General features: G+C 37.6%; 19 protein-coding genes. 1 reads left to right on the top strand and 18 read right to left on the bottom strand.

What is annotated here, in order from left to right; all coding sequences use genetic code 11:
• Positions 1-65 precede the first annotated feature (65 nt).
• On the bottom strand, positions 66-551 hold the full coding sequence (locus AC3CH7_RS12950) for a dUTP diphosphatase (protein WP_488381769.1): 486 nt from the start codon (positions 549-551) through the stop codon (positions 66-68).
• A 105-nt stretch (positions 552-656) separates the two neighbouring features.
• On the opposite strand from AC3CH7_RS12950, the gene AC3CH7_RS12955 reads away from it, so the two are divergent.
• On the top strand, positions 657-1,049 hold the full coding sequence (locus AC3CH7_RS12955; protein WP_008179260.1) for a hypothetical protein: 393 nt from the start codon (positions 657-659) through the stop codon (positions 1,047-1,049).
• Between the two features lie 29 nt (positions 1,050-1,078).
• Here the strand turns inward: AC3CH7_RS12955 and AC3CH7_RS12960 are convergent, their stop codons facing one another.
• The 17 genes from AC3CH7_RS12960 to AC3CH7_RS13040 form a co-directional block, all read right to left on the bottom strand.
• Complete coding sequence (locus AC3CH7_RS12960) at positions 1,079-1,342, bottom strand: DUF1294 domain-containing protein (RefSeq protein WP_012295601.1); 264 nt, start codon at positions 1,340-1,342, stop codon at positions 1,079-1,081.
• Positions 1,343-1,475: 133 nt separating this feature from the next.
• Positions 1,476-1,835: a 50S ribosomal protein L20 gene (gene rplT, locus AC3CH7_RS12965; RefSeq protein WP_004226314.1), complete on the bottom strand. Its 360-nt coding sequence runs from the start codon at positions 1,833-1,835 to the stop codon at positions 1,476-1,478.
• 55 nt (positions 1,836-1,890) lie between these two features.
• Positions 1,891-2,091 (bottom strand): 50S ribosomal protein L35, encoded by a 201-nt coding sequence (gene rpmI, locus AC3CH7_RS12970; protein ID WP_004226312.1) that lies wholly within the window; start codon positions 2,089-2,091, stop codon positions 1,891-1,893.
• A 31-nt stretch (positions 2,092-2,122) separates the two neighbouring features.
• Entirely contained in the window at positions 2,123-2,626 is a 504-nt protein-coding gene (infC, locus tag AC3CH7_RS12975; RefSeq protein WP_012295602.1) for a translation initiation factor IF-3, read from the bottom strand.
• 413 nt (positions 2,627-3,039) lie between these two features.
• Positions 3,040-4,971 (bottom strand): threonine--tRNA ligase, encoded by a 1,932-nt coding sequence (gene thrS, locus AC3CH7_RS12980; protein ID WP_036217398.1) that lies wholly within the window; start codon positions 4,969-4,971, stop codon positions 3,040-3,042.
• A 425-nt stretch (positions 4,972-5,396) separates the two neighbouring features.
• Positions 5,397-6,326, bottom strand: a complete 930-nt coding sequence (dnaI, locus tag AC3CH7_RS12985; protein WP_257216206.1) for a primosomal protein DnaI — start codon at positions 6,324-6,326, stop codon at positions 5,397-5,399.
• A gap of 27 nt (positions 6,327-6,353) precedes the next feature.
• Positions 6,354-7,718 carry a replication initiation and membrane attachment family protein gene (locus tag AC3CH7_RS12990; protein ID WP_036162294.1) on the bottom strand — a complete coding sequence of 455 codons (1,365 nt, stop codon included), beginning with the start codon at positions 7,716-7,718 and terminating at the stop codon, positions 6,354-6,356.
• A gap of 16 nt (positions 7,719-7,734) precedes the next feature.
• Complete coding sequence (nrdR, locus tag AC3CH7_RS12995; RefSeq protein WP_008176873.1) at positions 7,735-8,205, bottom strand: transcriptional regulator NrdR; 471 nt, start codon at positions 8,203-8,205, stop codon at positions 7,735-7,737.
• Positions 8,206-8,390: 185 nt separating this feature from the next.
• Positions 8,391-9,413, bottom strand: a complete 1,023-nt coding sequence (locus AC3CH7_RS13000) for a glyceraldehyde-3-phosphate dehydrogenase (RefSeq protein ID WP_008176871.1) — start codon at positions 9,411-9,413, stop codon at positions 8,391-8,393.
• Between the two features lie 203 nt (positions 9,414-9,616).
• Entirely contained in the window at positions 9,617-10,210 is a 594-nt protein-coding gene (gene coaE, locus AC3CH7_RS13005) for a dephospho-CoA kinase (protein WP_031418638.1), read from the bottom strand.
• Positions 10,211-10,223: 13 nt separating this feature from the next.
• A complete protein-coding gene (gene mutM, locus AC3CH7_RS13010; RefSeq protein WP_488381770.1) occupies positions 10,224-11,096 on the bottom strand; it encodes a bifunctional DNA-formamidopyrimidine glycosylase/DNA-(apurinic or apyrimidinic site) lyase in 873 nt (290 codons plus the stop codon).
• Positions 11,097-11,108: 12 nt separating this feature from the next.
• The gene (polA, locus tag AC3CH7_RS13015) at positions 11,109-13,736 is read right to left on the bottom strand and encodes a DNA polymerase I (protein ID WP_488381771.1); all 2,628 of its coding nucleotides are present in this window, start codon (positions 13,734-13,736) and stop codon (positions 11,109-11,111) included.
• Positions 13,737-14,115: 379 nt separating this feature from the next.
• Complete coding sequence (locus AC3CH7_RS13020; protein ID WP_031418637.1) at positions 14,116-14,532, bottom strand: hypothetical protein; 417 nt, start codon at positions 14,530-14,532, stop codon at positions 14,116-14,118.
• A 184-nt stretch (positions 14,533-14,716) separates the two neighbouring features.
• Entirely contained in the window at positions 14,717-15,727 is a 1,011-nt protein-coding gene (hflC, locus tag AC3CH7_RS13025) for a protease modulator HflC (RefSeq protein WP_012295611.1), read from the bottom strand.
• Positions 15,727-16,689, bottom strand: a complete 963-nt coding sequence (gene hflK / locus AC3CH7_RS13030) for an FtsH protease activity modulator HflK (protein ID WP_031418636.1) — start codon at positions 16,687-16,689, stop codon at positions 15,727-15,729. Before hflK ends, hflC begins: the two co-directional genes overlap by 1 nt.
• 99 nt (positions 16,690-16,788) lie before the next feature.
• On the bottom strand, positions 16,789-17,502 hold the full coding sequence (locus AC3CH7_RS13035; RefSeq protein WP_012295613.1) for an LrgB family protein: 714 nt from the start codon (positions 17,500-17,502) through the stop codon (positions 16,789-16,791).
• Positions 17,499-17,867, bottom strand: coding sequence for a CidA/LrgA family holin-like protein (locus AC3CH7_RS13040; protein ID WP_036162295.1), 369 nt, complete (start codon positions 17,865-17,867; stop codon positions 17,499-17,501). Before AC3CH7_RS13040 ends, AC3CH7_RS13035 begins: the two co-directional genes overlap by 4 nt.
• Positions 17,868-17,876 lie beyond the last annotated feature (9 nt).

The following is a 17,876-nucleotide window of genomic DNA, read 5'->3' on the forward strand; positions in this document are numbered from 1 at the left end:
TTATACTTCGTTTACCGAAATATTCCTAGCTTAATCGTCTGAAAATTGGTGTATTTCTTAATTATTTAATATCCTGTACGCTGACGATTATAATTTTCTTGGTTTTTTTCAATATAAGCATGAACTACATCTTCGAAAGTAAAACCAAGATTGTATGCAAGTAAACCATAGCATTGCCAAATTGCTAGATATCGATCCTCTGTCGGTAGCTCGATAAAAGCTAAAATAGCACTTTGTGTCTCTATAAATGTTGCTGTTAAATGTCTCTGTTCTTCTATCACAGGCCATTTTTCGATGGTTGTATAGTTCTTTAATAAGCCTAAGGAAAGGATAAAATGAATAGAATCCACATATTCTTCTAGAATGACTTCTCGTGCTGAAGGCCCTTTTGTACTCCAAAATTTAAAGCAGCGCGTTTCATTGGCTAGCTCAGCTAGCTCTACCAATAATGCTAGTCCTTTTTCTTGAAATACATCTTGCTGAATATTTTGAGTTTGCTCAATGAAATCATCCAGCTCTTTTTGCATCATAAACAATTGTTGTATATTCATTTTTTTCTCCTAAATTTCTAAAAAATATTTAAATAAAAGTGAAACTATTTGACCTCCCCAATCGTATAGGAAAGAATAACCTTTCTTCAAGGGGGAAATTTAAACATGTTGCCGTTACTAATTCGACTTGCTGTAATAGCGCTTATTATTTATGTATTTTATAAAGCGATTCGTTATATAACTGATCCTAAACGCAAACTTGACGAAGCCTATGAAAAAGGCCAATATTACTTTTATGATGACGTTAAAAATGTCCGGAAAAATTTCTTTATTTCCTATAAGGGTGCTCTTTTTGAAGGCGAAAAATACTTAGGTACAACAGAGGATGCCTTCGAGGTTGTCACTATTTTTGTCGGCGCACGTGATACTGCAACATTGCAGGGCTTTACAAAAGGCGACTTTGAATATTTACAGCAAGAAATACTATTGAATTATCCAAGTGCGAAAATCAATTGGAAGCAGCCCATTGAACAGCTTATGCGTAACACATCCTCTTGATGAGGATGTGTGTTTTAAAATGTTTTTATTTATATCCAAAGCTGTACGATAATAAAAATTTGGATGGCTGCCAGTAGAGGAAATCCAAAGGCAAAACTATTATGGCGTGTTTTGTGACGGAATAAATACATGCCAAGCACTCCACCTACTGCCCCTCCTACGATGGCTAGTGTGAACAAAGTACGCTCTGCAATACGCCATTCATGCTTTTTAGCACGCGATTTGTCCATCCCCATTAAAATGAGCAACACAATCGATATAATACTCATATAAGCTAATACTGCTTGTCCCATTTTCTACTCCTTTATCAAAAAACGTATATGATTAATCTAACACAAAAAAGACTGATGGAAAAATCCATCAGTCTTTTTCTTCACCTATCGCATTCGCTTTCGGTGCAGAAATAATATTTAACTGAGTCAAATATTATTTAGCTACTGCTTTTTTAGCAGCGTCTGCTAATTGAGTGAATGCAGCAGCATCAGTTACAGCAAGGTCAGCTAACATTTTACGGTTAACTTCGATACCAGCAACTTTTAAACCGTGCATTAAACGGCTGTAAGAAAGACCGTTCATACGAGCAGCTGCGTTGATACGAGTGATCCATAATTTACGGAAATCACGTTTTTTCTGACGACGGTCACGGTATGCATATTGACCTGACTTCATTACTGCTTGGTTAGCAACTTTATATAATGTATGTTTTGAACCATAGTAACCTTTAGCTAATTTTAATACTTTTTTACGACGTTTGCGCGTCACTGTTCCGCCTTTTACGCGTGGCATATGAATTACCTCCTGCTTTTCATTAAAAAATGAATGTTAGTATTTTTGTAGTCAATTATTTCATGTAAACAAGTAAAGATTTGATGCGTTTGAAGTCACCAGATGAAACGATGTTTGCTTTACGTAAGTGACGTTTTTGTTTCGTAGATTTGTTTGCGAATAAGTGGCTTCCATAAGCACGGTCATATTTTAATTTACCTGAACCCGTTTTTTTGAAACGTTTCGCAGCTCCACGGTGAGTTTTCATTTTTGGCATGTCGAATTCCTCCTAAACTGTTCGTCTAATATTATTTCTCGTTCTTTGGTTGAAGAACTAAGAACATGCTTCGGCCTTCCATCTTCGGTTTTTGTTCTACCGTTGATACTTCAGCACAAGCTTCAGCAAAACGATCTAACACACGTTGACCAATATCTTTGTGTGTAATCGCACGACCTTTGAAACGTAGGCTACATTTTACTTTATCGCCTTTTTCAAGGAATTTAATCGCATTACGTAGCTTCGTTTGGAAATCATGTTCATCGATTGTCGGGCTCAGACGAACCTCTTTCATTACGATGACTTTTTGATTTTTACGAATTTCACGGTCTTTCTTTTGCTGTTCAAACTTAAATTTACCATAGTCCATGATACGAGCGACTGGCGGCTTGGCTTGAGGGGCCACAAGGACAAGATCCAAGTTTACACGAGCGGCGATTTCTAGCGCTTCATTACGTGTCTTTACACCAAGCTGGTCACCATTGTGATCGATTAATCGAAGTTCACGTGCGCGAATGCCTTCGTTTACATACATGTCTTTGCTAATAGTAATCCACCTCCAAGTAGTTGTCGCGAATACATGGTTTGGGCAAAGCCTTGCCCGGTTGAACGGTACATCCTCTTGTCATGTCCATAAAAAAAGGACGGACATTTTGAAGATGTCCGCCCGCTATATGTGCATGCGCAAGTCTACGCAAAACAATTCAACGTGTCATACCTGTTCACAGCCTTTAAAGCGTTGTATCAGGTGAGAAGCGGGCAGCCTCTACTTCAACCACAAACTTTGTATTCATTAACCTTAATTATATTAGCATGTATATGATAAGCTGTCAAATACTAATTTTCTTATCATTTCTAGATTGACCTACTATTAAATAATTTATACAACAGCAAGATTCATTTTATACAAAAAACCTCACTTATGCAAGTGAGGTTTTTTAAGAAAGATTATTTTGTAATTTCTGCTTTTATAGCTGCTAGGAAATTCTCAAAGCTAATTGTTTCGGAATCTTTTGAGCCATAGCGACGAACATTAACACCATTAGCTTCAACTTCTTTATCACCAATGACAAGCATATACGGAATCTTTTTCATTTGTGCTTCACGAATTTTATAGCCTAATTTCTCTTCACGATCATCCATTTCCACACGTAAGCCCGCTGCTGTTAATTGCTCTTCGATTTGTTTTGCATAATCGAAGTGTGCTTCATTCGATACTGGAATGACTTCTACTTGGACAGGAGCTAACCAAGTTGGGAATGCACCTTTATATTCTTCAATTAAGAAGGCAACGAAACGCTCCATTGTTGATACAACGCCACGGTGAATAACGACTGGACGATGTGGTTTGCCATCCTCCCCAACGTAGCTTAGGTCGAAACGTTCTGGTAATAAGAAGTCTAGCTGAACTGTTGATAAAGTTTCTTCTTTACCAATCGCTGTTTTTACTTGCACATCCAGTTTAGGACCATAGAATGCTGCTTCACCCTCAGCCTCGAAGTAATCTAAGCCAAGCTCATCCATTGCTTCTTTTAACATACTTTGTGCTTTTTCCCACATAGCATCATCATTAAAGTATTTTTCAGTATCAGCAGGGTCGCGATATGATAAACGGAATGAATAATCATTTAAATCGAAATCTTTATACACCTCTAAGATTAACTGCACGACTTTTTGGAATTCTGCTTTAATTTGGTCTGGACGAACAAAGATATGTGCATCATTTAAAGTCATCCCACGTACGCGCTGCAGGCCAGAAACTGCTCCCGACATTTCATAGCGGTGCATTGTTCCAAGCTCAGCAATACGTAATGGTAAGCTACGATAAGAATGCATGCTATTTTTGTAAACCATCATATGGTGAGGACAGTTCATTGGACGCATAATTAATGTCTCATTGTCCATTTCCATTGGTGGGAAAATAGAATCTTGGTAATGATCCCAGTGACCTGAAGTTTGATAAAGCTCTTTTGAACCTAATACAGGTGTATAAACATGCTTATATCCAAGAGATAATTCTTTATCGACAATATAACGCTCAATAACACGACGAATTGTTGCACCATTTGGTAACCAAAGTGGTAAACCTTGGCCGACCTTTTGAGAAGTTGTAAATAGCTCTAATTCCTTCCCGATTTTACGGTGATCACGTTCTTTTGCTTCTTCTAGCATTTGTAGGTGATGTTTTAATTCTTCTTTTTTGAAGAACGCTGTACCATAAATACGTTGTAGCATTTTGTTATCAGAGTTCCCTCTCCAATAGGCACCTGCTAATGATAGCAGCTTGAATTCGCGAAGTTTACCAGTAGATGGTACGTGAATACCACGGCAAAGATCGAAAAATTCCCCTTGATAATAAATGGACACTTGCTCATCTGCAGGGATTGCCTCTAGTAATTCTAATTTATATTCATCGCCAATTTCTTCATACATTGCTTGTGCTTCCGCACGACTTACATTTTTACGTTCTACCTCTAGATTTTCAGCAATAATTTTTTTCATTTCCTTTTCAATTGCTGGTAAATCCTCGGCAGTGATGGGTGTAGGAGAATCAATATCGTAGTAGAATCCACCATCAATGACAGGACCAATACCAAGCTTTACATCTGGGAATAAACGTTTAATTGCCTGTGCTGTTAAATGAGCTGTTGAGTGACGTAAAATCTCAAGTGCTTCTTCATCATCTTGTGTAATAATGGCAATTGTAGCATCTTCTTCGATTGGTGTTTTTAAATCTACCAATACACCATTAATTTTACCTGCATAAGCTTTTTTTCGTAAGCCAGGGCTAATTGATAAGGCTACGTCATCTGTTGATGTACCTTTTACAAATTCCTTTACAGCGCCATCTGGGAAAGTTAATTTAATCATTTCTGACATATTCTTTGCACTCCTTTGTTAAGTTGAATACATAATGATTGATTGTAGACTAATAAAGTGATTCAGCTGCCTATATGAGCGCTCTCCACAATTGGTCTAAGCGAAGTCTCCACATCTAAAATAATAAAAAAAGCCCCGTCCCTCACAAAAGGGACGAAGCGTATGCTCGTGGTTCCACCCTTCTTCCTTCCGACTTATCAAGTCAGACGAAGCTCAAGGCTAGCTAACGGGCTAGGGACCGGCGAAAGATTATCCCTTTCGCTGCTCAGCAGGTAGTAAATGATGCGTTCAAACTAGGAAGCTTTCAGCCGTTGACTTCCCTCTCTAGAAGCTGATACACAAAATTCATGTCCTCATCAATGCATATTGATATTTAGTATATGAGTCAGTATACGCTCGATTGTCGAAAAATGCAACTACCAATGTTACATCCTACGGTTATTGCCACGCATTTCAATTGGCTCTGTCAAGGCTTTAATACGCTCCATTATACGGCCTGCCTTAACAACCTCAATATCACCTTTTTGTGATTGAGCTAAATGGTGCTCTAATTCTCCATAATTAAAATTTGATGTAATAAACGTTGGCAATTGTTCCGCCATACGATAATGGAAAATAGTCCCTAAAATTTCATCCCGTGTCCAGGCGGTCATTGTTTCTGCACCTAAATCATCGAGCATTAAAACAGGTGCCTTTTTAATATAATCTATTTTTTCATTCAATGTATTATCGCCAATAGCATTTTTCATTTCCCGTAAAAATTCTGGCACGAAGACAACCACTGAACGTATTTTAATAGACGCTAGCTCATTGGCGATTGCACCAAGCACAAAAGACTTCCCCACGCCGAATTTACCGTATAAGTAAAAACCCTTTGATGGTAAATGACCTGATTCTTTTGTCGCTTTTACAAATTGTGCTGCTTTTTGGGCAATCATCACCCGAGACTCATCATCGATACTTAAATCTTGAATAGTTGCTTGAAGCACATCTTTTGGCATATGCATACTTGCAATCATATTCGCGACATCCCGACGCTCTTCTTCCCTGATCTTTTGCTCACAGCGTACATAATCAATTTCAACTGTATTCCGAACTACCCTTAGAGTAGGGAGGAAGCCTTTTAAATAGTTTGTACAATGTTCTGTGTTATCACAACCACAACATTCCGTAGATTGACTAATAAATTCATGCAGCTTAGGTAAATTTCGTTCGATATTATCATAGCTTAATTCATCTGCATGACGTGCAAGAAATTCCTGTACTCGGGGATTATCTAAAATTTCACGTCGCATAGCTTCATAGCGTTCTTGAAACGAGGGTACATTAATAGCTCGTTTTAATGGTCCATTTATTGGTTCGATTGTTGTTCACCTTCTTTACTATTCACTTTTCCCTAGCATTTCTAATATTTTTTGACGTTCTTTTTCAAAATCTATCGTGCTAGAAGTACTTTCCTCTTGTTTCTCATCACGTTTATAAAACCACTCAGGAACTTTTTCTTCTCGTTGATGTCCTGAACGTCCCTTAACACGCTGACTCGTTTTAGTGGTCGTTTGAGGTTTATTTTTCCAAGTTGTATATTTATCATGCTCTTGGCGTGCAAGTTCCATTGCTTCTTTAGCGGTTTGAATATTTTTACGAACCCAATGATCCGCAATCGTTTCCACATATTTTTTAGGTAACTTCATATCCGTTGTTAACATAACATACTCTAGCAAAGCATTGACTACCCCAACCGGCATGCCATGCTGTACAATCAAACTTTCCGCAAGTTGTACAGAGGTTTGCAAAGGTTCTTTTCCATTATTAATGTCACGTAACACTTGAATAGGAGCTGTAGTCTCTAAATAGTGTTGTAGCTCCTGATCCTTCGTTTTTTGTCCCGTTTCTTCTAATGGCAACTGTTCGCTAACTCTCGCTATTTTGGGCGGCTCTTTTGACACAGTTAACTTATAGAAATCAGCAGCTGCCTTGCGTAAGCGCTCTTGAGAAATTCCTAAATCATCGTCTAAAGCAAGAATCACCACTTTTTGCATATCGAGCGCTGTTAAATGATATAAAAATGCTAGCTTTGCGATAGCCTCACGAACTTCTAATGTCAGTAAACTAGACGGTACCAATTGCTCGGATAACCCTGCTTGTAACAAATCGAAGTCAAATTGCTCCAAATAAAAAGGATACACCCTTTGTTGTTTATCCTTACGATTCGTATCCACTTGTAAATCTGATGGAATATTGGAATGAACGGGCTTATAGACATCTATAAAGGCACGAGATACATCCTTTAACTCCGCGTCCCTTACAGGGGATATAAAACGTTGACGCAAATTACGATATGCCTGCTCTCCAATTTTGCTAAATAAAAACATCGACAACAACGGGTCTTTCATAAAGCTTTCTGCATCTAATGGACGCTGTAGCTCATATAAAAAACTCCGCTCACCAGCATTTTCTTTTTTCCATGTACGTAGTAAACCAATCGCTTCAAGGGCTATTCGTGCCTCAAACACTTTACCAATGGGCAGACCAAGCACATTCATTAAATAATAATGTGTCATTTGCTGCTTTGGTATCTGCTCTGCTTCAGCCCATAAAGTTAAGTATAGGCTGATGGGGTCTGAGCCCGTTAACGGTTGATAGAATAATGTTACTAATTGACGCTCTTGAGTAGAAAATGCATGAGGTAGACGAATGTCAAAAGGATCGCCAGGCTGCAATTCCTTATATAAATGAATCAACGTCATTCATCCTCTCTATTTTCTATGATTTCTGCTCCGTTTGACGTTGAATAATATCTTTAATTTCCTCGATAAAGACATTGATATCTTTAAACTGTCGGTAGACCGATGCAAAACGGACATACGCCACCTCATCAATTTTGGCTAAGCGATCCATGACCAATTCACCGACATCTTCTGAACGTACCTCCGAATTTCCAATACGACGAAGATCTTTTTCAATTGATAGGACAAGTTGCTCCAGTATATCAAGCGCAACTGGGCGTTTCTCACAGGCACGAATAAGGCCACGAAGTACCTTTTCACGGCTAAATTCCTCTCGTGAACCTTCTTTTTTCACTACAACTAATGGGGTCTCTTCAATTTTTTCAAACGTTGTAAAACGGAAGCCACATGACTCACATTCACGACGTCTACGAATTTCTTTGTTATCATCTACTGGCCTCGAATCCACAACACGCGTTCCGTTAAATTGGCAAGATGGACATCTCATATAATTACTCTCCTGGTTTACAACAATTTAATATTTCTATTATAACAAATTTCCTACATATAAGAAAAGTGCATTCACGTAGTGAGCTCATGATAAACCTAAAGCACCTAAAGTACAAGGAAAGTTTTTTAAAAAAAGCACATTGAAACCCGTTAGATTTCAATGTGCTCAAGATAAAAATATTATTATGCGTTAACTGTTTCTAATGCATTAGCTACTTTTTTCACTAGGTCCACAACACGCGCAGAGTAACCCCATTCATTGTCATACCAAGCAAGTACTTTCACTTTACGGTTACCTAATACCATTGTGGAAAGCCCATCAACTGTTGATGAGTAAGTCGTTGTGTTGTAATCAGAAGATACTAGTGGTTCAACTGAGAAATTTAAAATACCTTTCATTGGACCTTCTGTTGCAGCTTTTACAAAAGCTGCATTAACAGCATCAACTGTTACATCTGTATTTAAATCTACTACAAGGTCCACTAAAGAAACATTTGGTGTTGGAACGCGAAGTGCCATACCATGAATTTTACCTTCTAATTCAGGTAGAACTAATTTTAATGCTTTGGCAGCACCTGTAGATGTAGGAATAATTGATTGTGCGCACCCACGTGCACGACGTAAATCTTTATGTGGATTATCTAAGTTCTTTTGATCGTTTGTATAAGCATGAACAGTTGTCATCAAACCATTTTCAATACCAAATGTATCATTTAATACTTTTGCTACTGGTGCTAAGCAGTTTGTTGTACAAGAAGCGTTTGAAATTACATCATGTTTAGCAATATCAAGTTTGTCATCATTAACACCTAAAACAATTGTTACATCTTCGTTTTTACCAGGTGCTGTTAAGATAACTTTTTTCGCGCCAGCCTCTAAGTGCATTGCTGCTTTGTCACGTTCATTAAATTTACCTGTAGCTTCTATAACGATATCAACACCCATTGTAGCCCAAGGTAATTTTAATGGGTCGCGTTCGCTAATAATTTGAACTCGTTTGCCATTTACAACTAAAGCATCGCCTGCTGGTTCTACTGTACCTTCAAATGTTCCGTGATTTGTGTCATACTTAATCAAATGTGCTAACGTTTCTGCTGGATAGCTAGCGTTAATAGCAACAATATTTAAATTTTCTTGTACGATCGCTTGGCGGAAAACCATACGTCCGATACGTCCGAAACCATTAATAGCAATTGATACTGTCATTTAAAAATCCTCCTGTGAGTACATACTCAGATTAATTATATACTTTATGGTGATTAGTATAACACAATTTTAAAAAAGATGAACATTATATACTCATATTATTAAAGTTCTTATTTTCTGAAAAATTATCTCTTATTATGGCATTCACCCATAAAAAATGTGTAGCAAGATGTACTTGCTACACATTTTTAGTCTGAAGCCATTTAAATTACACCCCAGAAAGCTAGAATTTTCTTTAATTGTTCCTCTGTATTTTCCAGATTCTCATTATTATAAATGACTGCATGAGCTCCCTTTTCTTTCACAGACATAGGCAACTGTGAATGCATGCGCGCCAAGGCATCCTCTTTTGTTAAATGATTGCGTTCCATTAAACGTCGAAGCTGAACCTCTTCACTTACCGACACTACAATGATACGCTCTACAAAATGCTGAAGCTTACTTTCAAATAACAGGGGAATATCCATGACAACATGTTCATGACCGCCCTCTAAATAGGCATCCCGTTGACGTAGCATTTCCTTTCTAATGGCCGGATGCATAATATCATTTAAAATTTTTCGTTTGGCTGGCTCATGAAAAATAATATTTCCAAGCATTGTCCGATTCAAATTGCCATCCTCTAGTAAAATATCTTGGCCGAAGTTTTCTGCAATAAATGCCAATGTCTCCGTTCCTGGTTCGACAACATCTCGCGCTACAATGTCTGCATCCACAATCGGTAATCCTAGTTCGAGCATCATTTTTGCTACTGTACTTTTTCCGCTTGCAATACTTCCTGTAAGTCCGATAATCATTGTTAAATCCCCTTTAATGTTGACAATTTGGGCAAAAAGACGACGTCCGCCCACCAATCGTCATTTGACTTGTTGCTGTTTCACAGGCGGGGCATATTTTTTTCCCATACATTTTCAAACGATTCTGCATGCTCCCAGCTTCCCCATTAATATTTCGATAATCAGAGATAGTTGAACCACCTGCTTCAATACTTTGACGTAAAACAGCAACGATCTCCTCAAATAATGCTCGTTTGCGCTTCTCACTTATGCGGTTCATTTTTCGTGCAGGATGAATTTTCTGAGCGAATAGCGCCTCCGTTGCATAAATATTGCCACAACCCGAAATGACTTGACCATCCATAATCACTTCTTTTACGGCCTTATTCGCATATTTCGGTAATGTAGATTTTGTTATAAAAAATTCACACGCTAATTCATCAAAGGGCTCTGGTGCCATTTTTGTTAATGGTATATGATCTTCAATTTTTGCCAAAAATCGTAGTTCACCAAAACGTCGTATATCTGAATAAATTAAGTAACCACCATCAGCCATCTTAAATGTTGCATGTATATGCTTTTGGAATTTGGCTTCGTTGATGTCTTCTGGTGAATTTACAACAAACCATGCACCTGTCATTCCTAAGTGACTAACAAGAACATAAGGAACCTCATCTTTCAATAAATGAAAGAAAATATATTTCGCACGTCGTTCAATTTTTGTAATCGTCATTTCAGACAATGTTAATTCAAATGCATCAGGCTCCGCTTGTTTAACAATACATTGTTTCCCCTCACTAAAAGAAAAGTGTACCCTTTCAGATAGCTGAACATCTTGAATTGTACGTCCTTCAACCTTTGGCTTCAATGCCTGGACGACACCTTCTACCTCTGGTAACTCAGGCATTTGAACCCCTCCTTATTTTGCTTCATACCATGTCGAACCATGGTTAAAATCTACTTTTAGCGGTACGGAAAGCTCAATCGCATTTTCCATTACCTCTGGTACAATTTTTTCTAACATCGCAATCTCTTCCTTAGGTGCTTCAAAGATTAATTCATCATGCACTTGTAAGAGTAGCTTTGCCTGCATATTTTCCTTTTTTAGTCGAGCATCCATATCAATCATTGCTTTTTTAATAATATCCGCAGCACTTCCCTGAATCGGGGTATTCATAGCCGTACGCTCAGCAAAACTTCTTAAATTAAAGTTCGAGCTTGTGATATCTGGTAAATACCGACGTCTATTTAAAATCGTTGTGACATAGCCATTGAACTTCGCATTTTGCACAATATCATCCATATACTGTTTGACGCCTGGGAAACTAGCGAAATATTTCTCAATAAAAGTTGCCGCTTCCTTACGGGTAATATCTAGATTTTGTGATAGACCATAATCACTGATCCCATAAACAATCCCAAAGTTCACAGCCTTTGCTGCACGACGCATATTACTATCAACTTCTTCTTCGGATACATGGAATACATCCATCGCTGTTCGTGTATGAACATCCATCCCTTCACGGAAGGCCTCTACAAGGTTTTTATCTTCCGACATATGAGCGAGTACACGTAATTCGATTTGCGAATAATCCGCAGAAAACAGGATCCAATCCTCTTTTGAAGGGACAAATGCTTGACGGATTTTACGTCCCTCCTCTAAACGGATAGGGATGTTTTGTAAATTTGGATCTGTCGAGCTTAGTCGTCCTGTAGCGGTTAGAGCTTGTTGGAAACGAGTATGCACCTTGCTATCCTTTTCATGTATTTCCTTTAGCAACCCTTCAATATAAGTAGATTGTAATTTACCAAGCTGACGATATAACAGAATATATTCAATAATGGCATGCTCTGATTTTAATTTTTCTAATACATCAGCAGCCGTCGAATAGCCCGTCTTCGTTTTTTTAATAACAGGTAAGCCCAATTTATCGAATAAAATAACACCTAATTGTTTTGGTGAATTAATATTGAAGGTTTCTCCTGCCTCCGCATAAATTTCTTGTTCAAGTACGACAAGCTTATCGTTAAGCTCTTGTCCCATTTTTTCTAGCGTGGAACGGTTAACAGTAATGCCTTCACTTTCCATCTCACCTAAAATGGCTGCCAGAGGCAATTCCAACTCTTTATAAAGGTCAAATTGTTCATTTTCTTTTAATAATGCCTCTAGCTTCGGCTGTAATGACCATACAGCATAGGCTTTTCGGCTAACATGCTGAGCAAGCTTATCTATTTCAGGTACAGCACGTTTAGCTCCCTTTCCATAGACCGTTTCATCTGCTTGTACATCATAATACCCAAGCTCTCTTGCAAGAGTGGCAACATCATCTCCACTAAGTCCGGGATTATTAATATACGAAGCAAGCACTAAATCAAAATCAACGCCAGCTAATTGAATACCTGCTCGTTTTAATGCCGCTTTAGACGCTTTGGAATCAGACATATATTTTATTTTTGATGAATCCTCTAACCAGCGACGTAGTATATCTGATTTTGCCGCAATCTCAAAAGGAATGTATTGAGTCTTTGTTCCATCAGATAATGCCATCCCTAGTAGCGCACAAGTGTGGTAATGTTCATTCTCTAGCTCCACATGCACAGCCATCACATCTTGTAAGTCTTCTTGGCGTACTTCTTGAACTTGTTCAAAATCAAAAGGTGCTTGCTCTTGCTCTTGCACAGTAAAATCACTTTTCTCGAGCAGTGATTTAAAGCCCAGCTCACGCCATACATTCATTAATTCTTCTTCATTTGGTCCGTTGTAAGCGAGATCAGTTAGTGAAATGGTAATTGGTGCATCTGTATAAATCGTTGCCAGTTTCTTACTCATAATAGCCTGCTCTTCATTGGCTACCAGCTTTTCTTTCATTTTAGAAGCTTTCAATGTATCCATCGCCTCATAAAGTGCCTCAACGGAGCCATGCTCTTTTAATAGTTTGACGGCAGTCTTTTCACCAACACCTGGCACACCAGGAATATTATCTGAAGAATCACCCATTAAGCCTTTCATATCAATAATCTGTAGCGGCGTTAAACCGTACTTTTCTGCAATAAAGGCCGGAGTATTTCTCTCAATTTCTGTAATCCCCTTTTTCGTTATATAAACTGTTACTTGCTCCGTCGCAAGCTGTGTTAAATCACGGTCACCAGAAACGATAATCACATCCATATCCTGTGATGAAGCTTCTTTCGCCAGCGTCCCGATAATATCATCCGCTTCATATAAATCTTGCTCGTATTGTTTTATTCCATAAGCATCAATTAGCTTTCGTATATAAGGGAATTGCTCCGATAATTCTGGTGGAGTCTTTTGTCGTCCACCTTTATATTCTGTAAAGGTTTCATGACGGAAAGTTGTTTTTCCTGCATCAAAAGCCACTAAAATTTTCGTTGGTTGTTCTTCCTCTAATATTCTTTGTAGCATTGTTGTAAAGCCGTATACAGCATTTGTATGAATACCACTATCATTCGTCAACAATGGCAACGCAAAAAACGCGCGATATGCTAAACTATTACCGTCCAATAATAGTAATTTTTCTTTTGTCATAATATGATCCTCCTGCGTTGTCTTCTACTTCCTTCTACTTTATCATAACAATACATTTCAAGTAAAAAAAAGCAGACGGTCATCCCCTTGGATATTCGCTACTTTCGAGTCGCTATCCATTATTCTCTTGGTTTTACCCGTCACTTTTAAAATCCTATCCATTACTTCTGTATTTCAATCTATAGCGACAAGCCAATCAGTGAAATTTTACTGATCATACAAAATAGAATGCGTTCAGTTATCGACCTTCTCTGAACAGTAAAGAAAGTTAATTATTTCCATATTAACAGGGTAGATGATTCTACGTATTCAATGCAAAAAACGTAAAAAACTTTCATTCGTGGAGAAAACTCCTGTGAATGAAAGTTCTATAATGGATTTATTGATTAGCTGTTCGATAAAAAATTTCTTCATATATAATCGTTAAGATAAATGCATTCATAAAGGCAAATACTAAAAATAATGGCATTCCACCCAGCTGTGGCTGTGTTAACTCTTTACTAAATACCATCACAGCACTAATTTGTGCTAAAAAGAAAATAAAGCCAATACCGACTTGCCATATAGGACGCTTGACCTTCCGTTTTTCATACCAAAACAACTTTTTAAACAGATTTCTTACATCATTCGCAATAATAATACTCACTAAAAAGATACTGACAAAAAATACAGGTATATGATAAACACTCTTTGTCATCCATGCAAAATCAGATAGGCGGAAAAAAAGAGTCAATAACGACGCTATACTACAAGCAATTCCTACATTTTGGAGCCATGTGCTAATTCTTAATTTCACAACTATTACCCCCAACAGTTCTTTTTTAAACATTATTATTCTATCAAATTATAGGCGGTTGGGGAATAGAAATTTGTAAGTTTCTATTATTTTCACAATATAACAACCCAATTGTATGGATACTTATAATTTTCATATTTTAAAAAAGTCGCCCTCCTAATAGGAGAGACGACTTTACTATCTATTATTTTAAATAACCAGATAAAATTTTCGCATAAGGTGATGACGCTGGCAAAATAATGACCGTATCCTCTCCAACCGTTTTCTTATAGGATTCTAGCGTGCGGTATAGGGAGTAAAATTCAGGATCTTGAGAAAATGATTTATTGTATATTTTTGCAGCTTCTGCTTCTCCCTCAGCTTGAATAATGGATGCCTCCTTATTCGCTGTAGCTAACATTGCCTGCACCTGTTGATCAGTTTGCGCTTCGATACGTCGTTTATCTGCATCCCCCTCAGAAAGATATAATTGAGCCGTTGATTCACGCTCTGAAATCATACGGGTAAATACAGATTGTTCATTTTCAGCGGGTAAGTCTGTACGACGAATACGTACATCCACTACTTCTACGCCATATTTGTCGTTTTGTAACAATTCATTAACTCGCTCTGTTACACGATCGTTGATGCTTCCTCGTGAGGAATTTTCATCATTAATAATTTCATCGTATCGTAGTTGCCCTAGCTCTGTTCTAATTACTGAGTAAATAAACTCCTCCATTCGAGTCTCTGCCTTACTAAGTGTACCTGCATTCGATATTAAAGCTTTTGGATCCGTAATACGCCAAACAGCATAGTTATCGATGATAATTCGTTTCTTATCCTTTGTATTAATTTCTTCTTCTGAAATATTATAGGTCATCTGATTTTTTGGTAATCGTGTAACACTTTGAATAAAAGGAATTTTCATTTTTAAGCCTGGATCTCGTTCAAATTTTACTACCTCTCCAAACTGGCGAACAACGGCATACTCAGATTCCTTTACAATATAAACATTAGCAAAGATAGTAAGGGCTGCCGCAAAGACAATTGTTAATGTAATGGCAAGAGACAGATATTTTTTAGGATTGAGCGTGCCTTTTTTCTCCATTTTCACGACATTGTCTCCCGAGTTACCGTCTGTTGGAGCCTTTTTTTTACTTTTTCCTGATAAAAAATTGAGGAATTTGTCAAGGTCCTTATTTTTTTGGTCCATTAATTCCCACTCCCTTCTTTTTTATCTGTTTGTGGCTGCTGAGGCTGTAATGGCTGTAGCGGTAAGTACTTCATTGTACTACCATCATCATTCATAATATATATTTGCGCCTTCGGTAAAACATTTTCAAGTGTCTCTAAAATTAATCGTTCTCGTGTAATTTGTTGATTCCCCTTATATTGCTCATACATCTTATTAAAGACAGCTACATCACCTTGAGCTTGCTCAATACGGGCTGTTTTTGCACCTTGTGCCTTGGAAATAATAGCATCTTTTTCACCCTCAGCTTCACTTTTACGCTGATTCATATACTTTTGTGCCTCATTCGTTTTTGTATTCTTTGTTTCACGTGCATCTGTTACTGCTGTAAAGGCAGCTCGCACTTCCTTGTTCGGTAATTCAACATCTTGCAACTTCACACCTAATACGCCAATACCAATATCATATTTTTCGATTAAGGACACTAGTAAATCGCGTGTTTTTGCTTCAATTTCAGCCTTCCCATCTGTTAATGCTGCATCAATTGTAGAGCTACCAATAATTGAACGAATGGCGCTTGATGTGGCGCTATGTAAAATTTCTTCGGGGCTTTGCGCGTTAAATAAAAATTTACGAGGATCAGTAATTTTCCATTGTACAACAAGGTCAGTTAATACAATATATTCATCGCCTGTAATCATCTTTGTCTCAGCATCATAGGCCTCTAGCTCTCCTGCCTTATTTTGCTTATAGCCAAACTGTAAACTGAACGTTTCTTTCGATAAAATTTCAACTGATTGAACTGGCCAAGGTAATTTAAAATGTAGTCCTGGGTTTGTAACCATTTCATCGGCACGACCAAATGTAATGACAACCGCTTGTTCTGATTCATCTACAGTGTACCAAGATGTAAATACGGTAATAAGTGCAATAACTCCAAAAATCCCAAGTCCAACCATCATTAGTGTCCTTTTCACACTCATGTCTATTCCTCCCTTTTATTATTTACTTATGTTTACGGGAAAGTCTTATAAAAAGTTTCAAAATATAGTGAATTTAGCATAAAAAAATCCTGCTACCTTTTATGGTAACAGGATATTAATAACTAGATGTTCAAAGACTGGGAAAATGGTTGTGGTTAATACAATGCTAATTAAAGCAGCCACAATCATTGCTAAGCTGGCAAATGTTCCTTCTAGTTCACCAAATTCAAAAGCTCTTGATGTACCTGCCCCATGTGCGCCCATTCCTAACATTAAGCCTCTAGACGATGGGTTGTGGAATCGACATATTTTAATAACGATAGGTGCTAATAGGCTTCCTAAAATGCCTGTCGTCATAACAAAGACAGCTGTTAGAGTAGGGGAGCCCCCAATCATATTTGAAATGTCCATTGCAATAGGTGTTGTCACTGAACGTGGCACTAAACTATGCACAAGCTCATTGTTTAACCCTACTACTATGGCCATAATAAAAGATGAAATAATAGCAACTGTTGAACCAACCGCAATACTTATAAATATTTCGAAGGCATGTTTTTTTAATAAATTGATGTTTTTATAGATAGGAACCGCAAAAGCAACTGTTGCTGGTCCTAGTAAATTTGTTAAAACACTGGCTCCTGCATTATAAGATTTATATGGTATACCTGTTAGTAATAATAAGATAATAATGACAATTGGCGTCACCAGCATCGGTGTCAGCCATTCTTTTTTATATTTCTTATAAATCATTTTACAAATATAAAAAATAATAATTGTTCCAAGTAAGCTAATACCGGCTATCCCAAAACTCATACCGTATCACCCTTCTTTCGATGTTCTAGCCATTGTGCCGTATAGCCCGTTACAAACATCACAATAATCGCGCTTCCAACAATGACCAATACAACCTTCATGCCTTGGACACCGAATAATGCATCATAATCGATGACACCAATAGCAGATGGGATGAAGAAGAGTAAAAGTTCACTTAGTAATAATGCTGCCCCTAGCTCAATCCATTCAAGCTTGATAATATGAAACTGTAAAAGTAAAAATAATAGAACGAGTCCTATTATGCTCCCTGGAATCGGCAAGTGAAGTAGGCGTGCAATACTATTTCCAATCAATAAAAGGAAATAAAGAAAGCCAATTTGCACGATACTTTTGACGATTTTCATGGTCATCCT

The sequence above is a fragment of the Lysinibacillus sp. F12 genome (assembly GCF_057773605.1).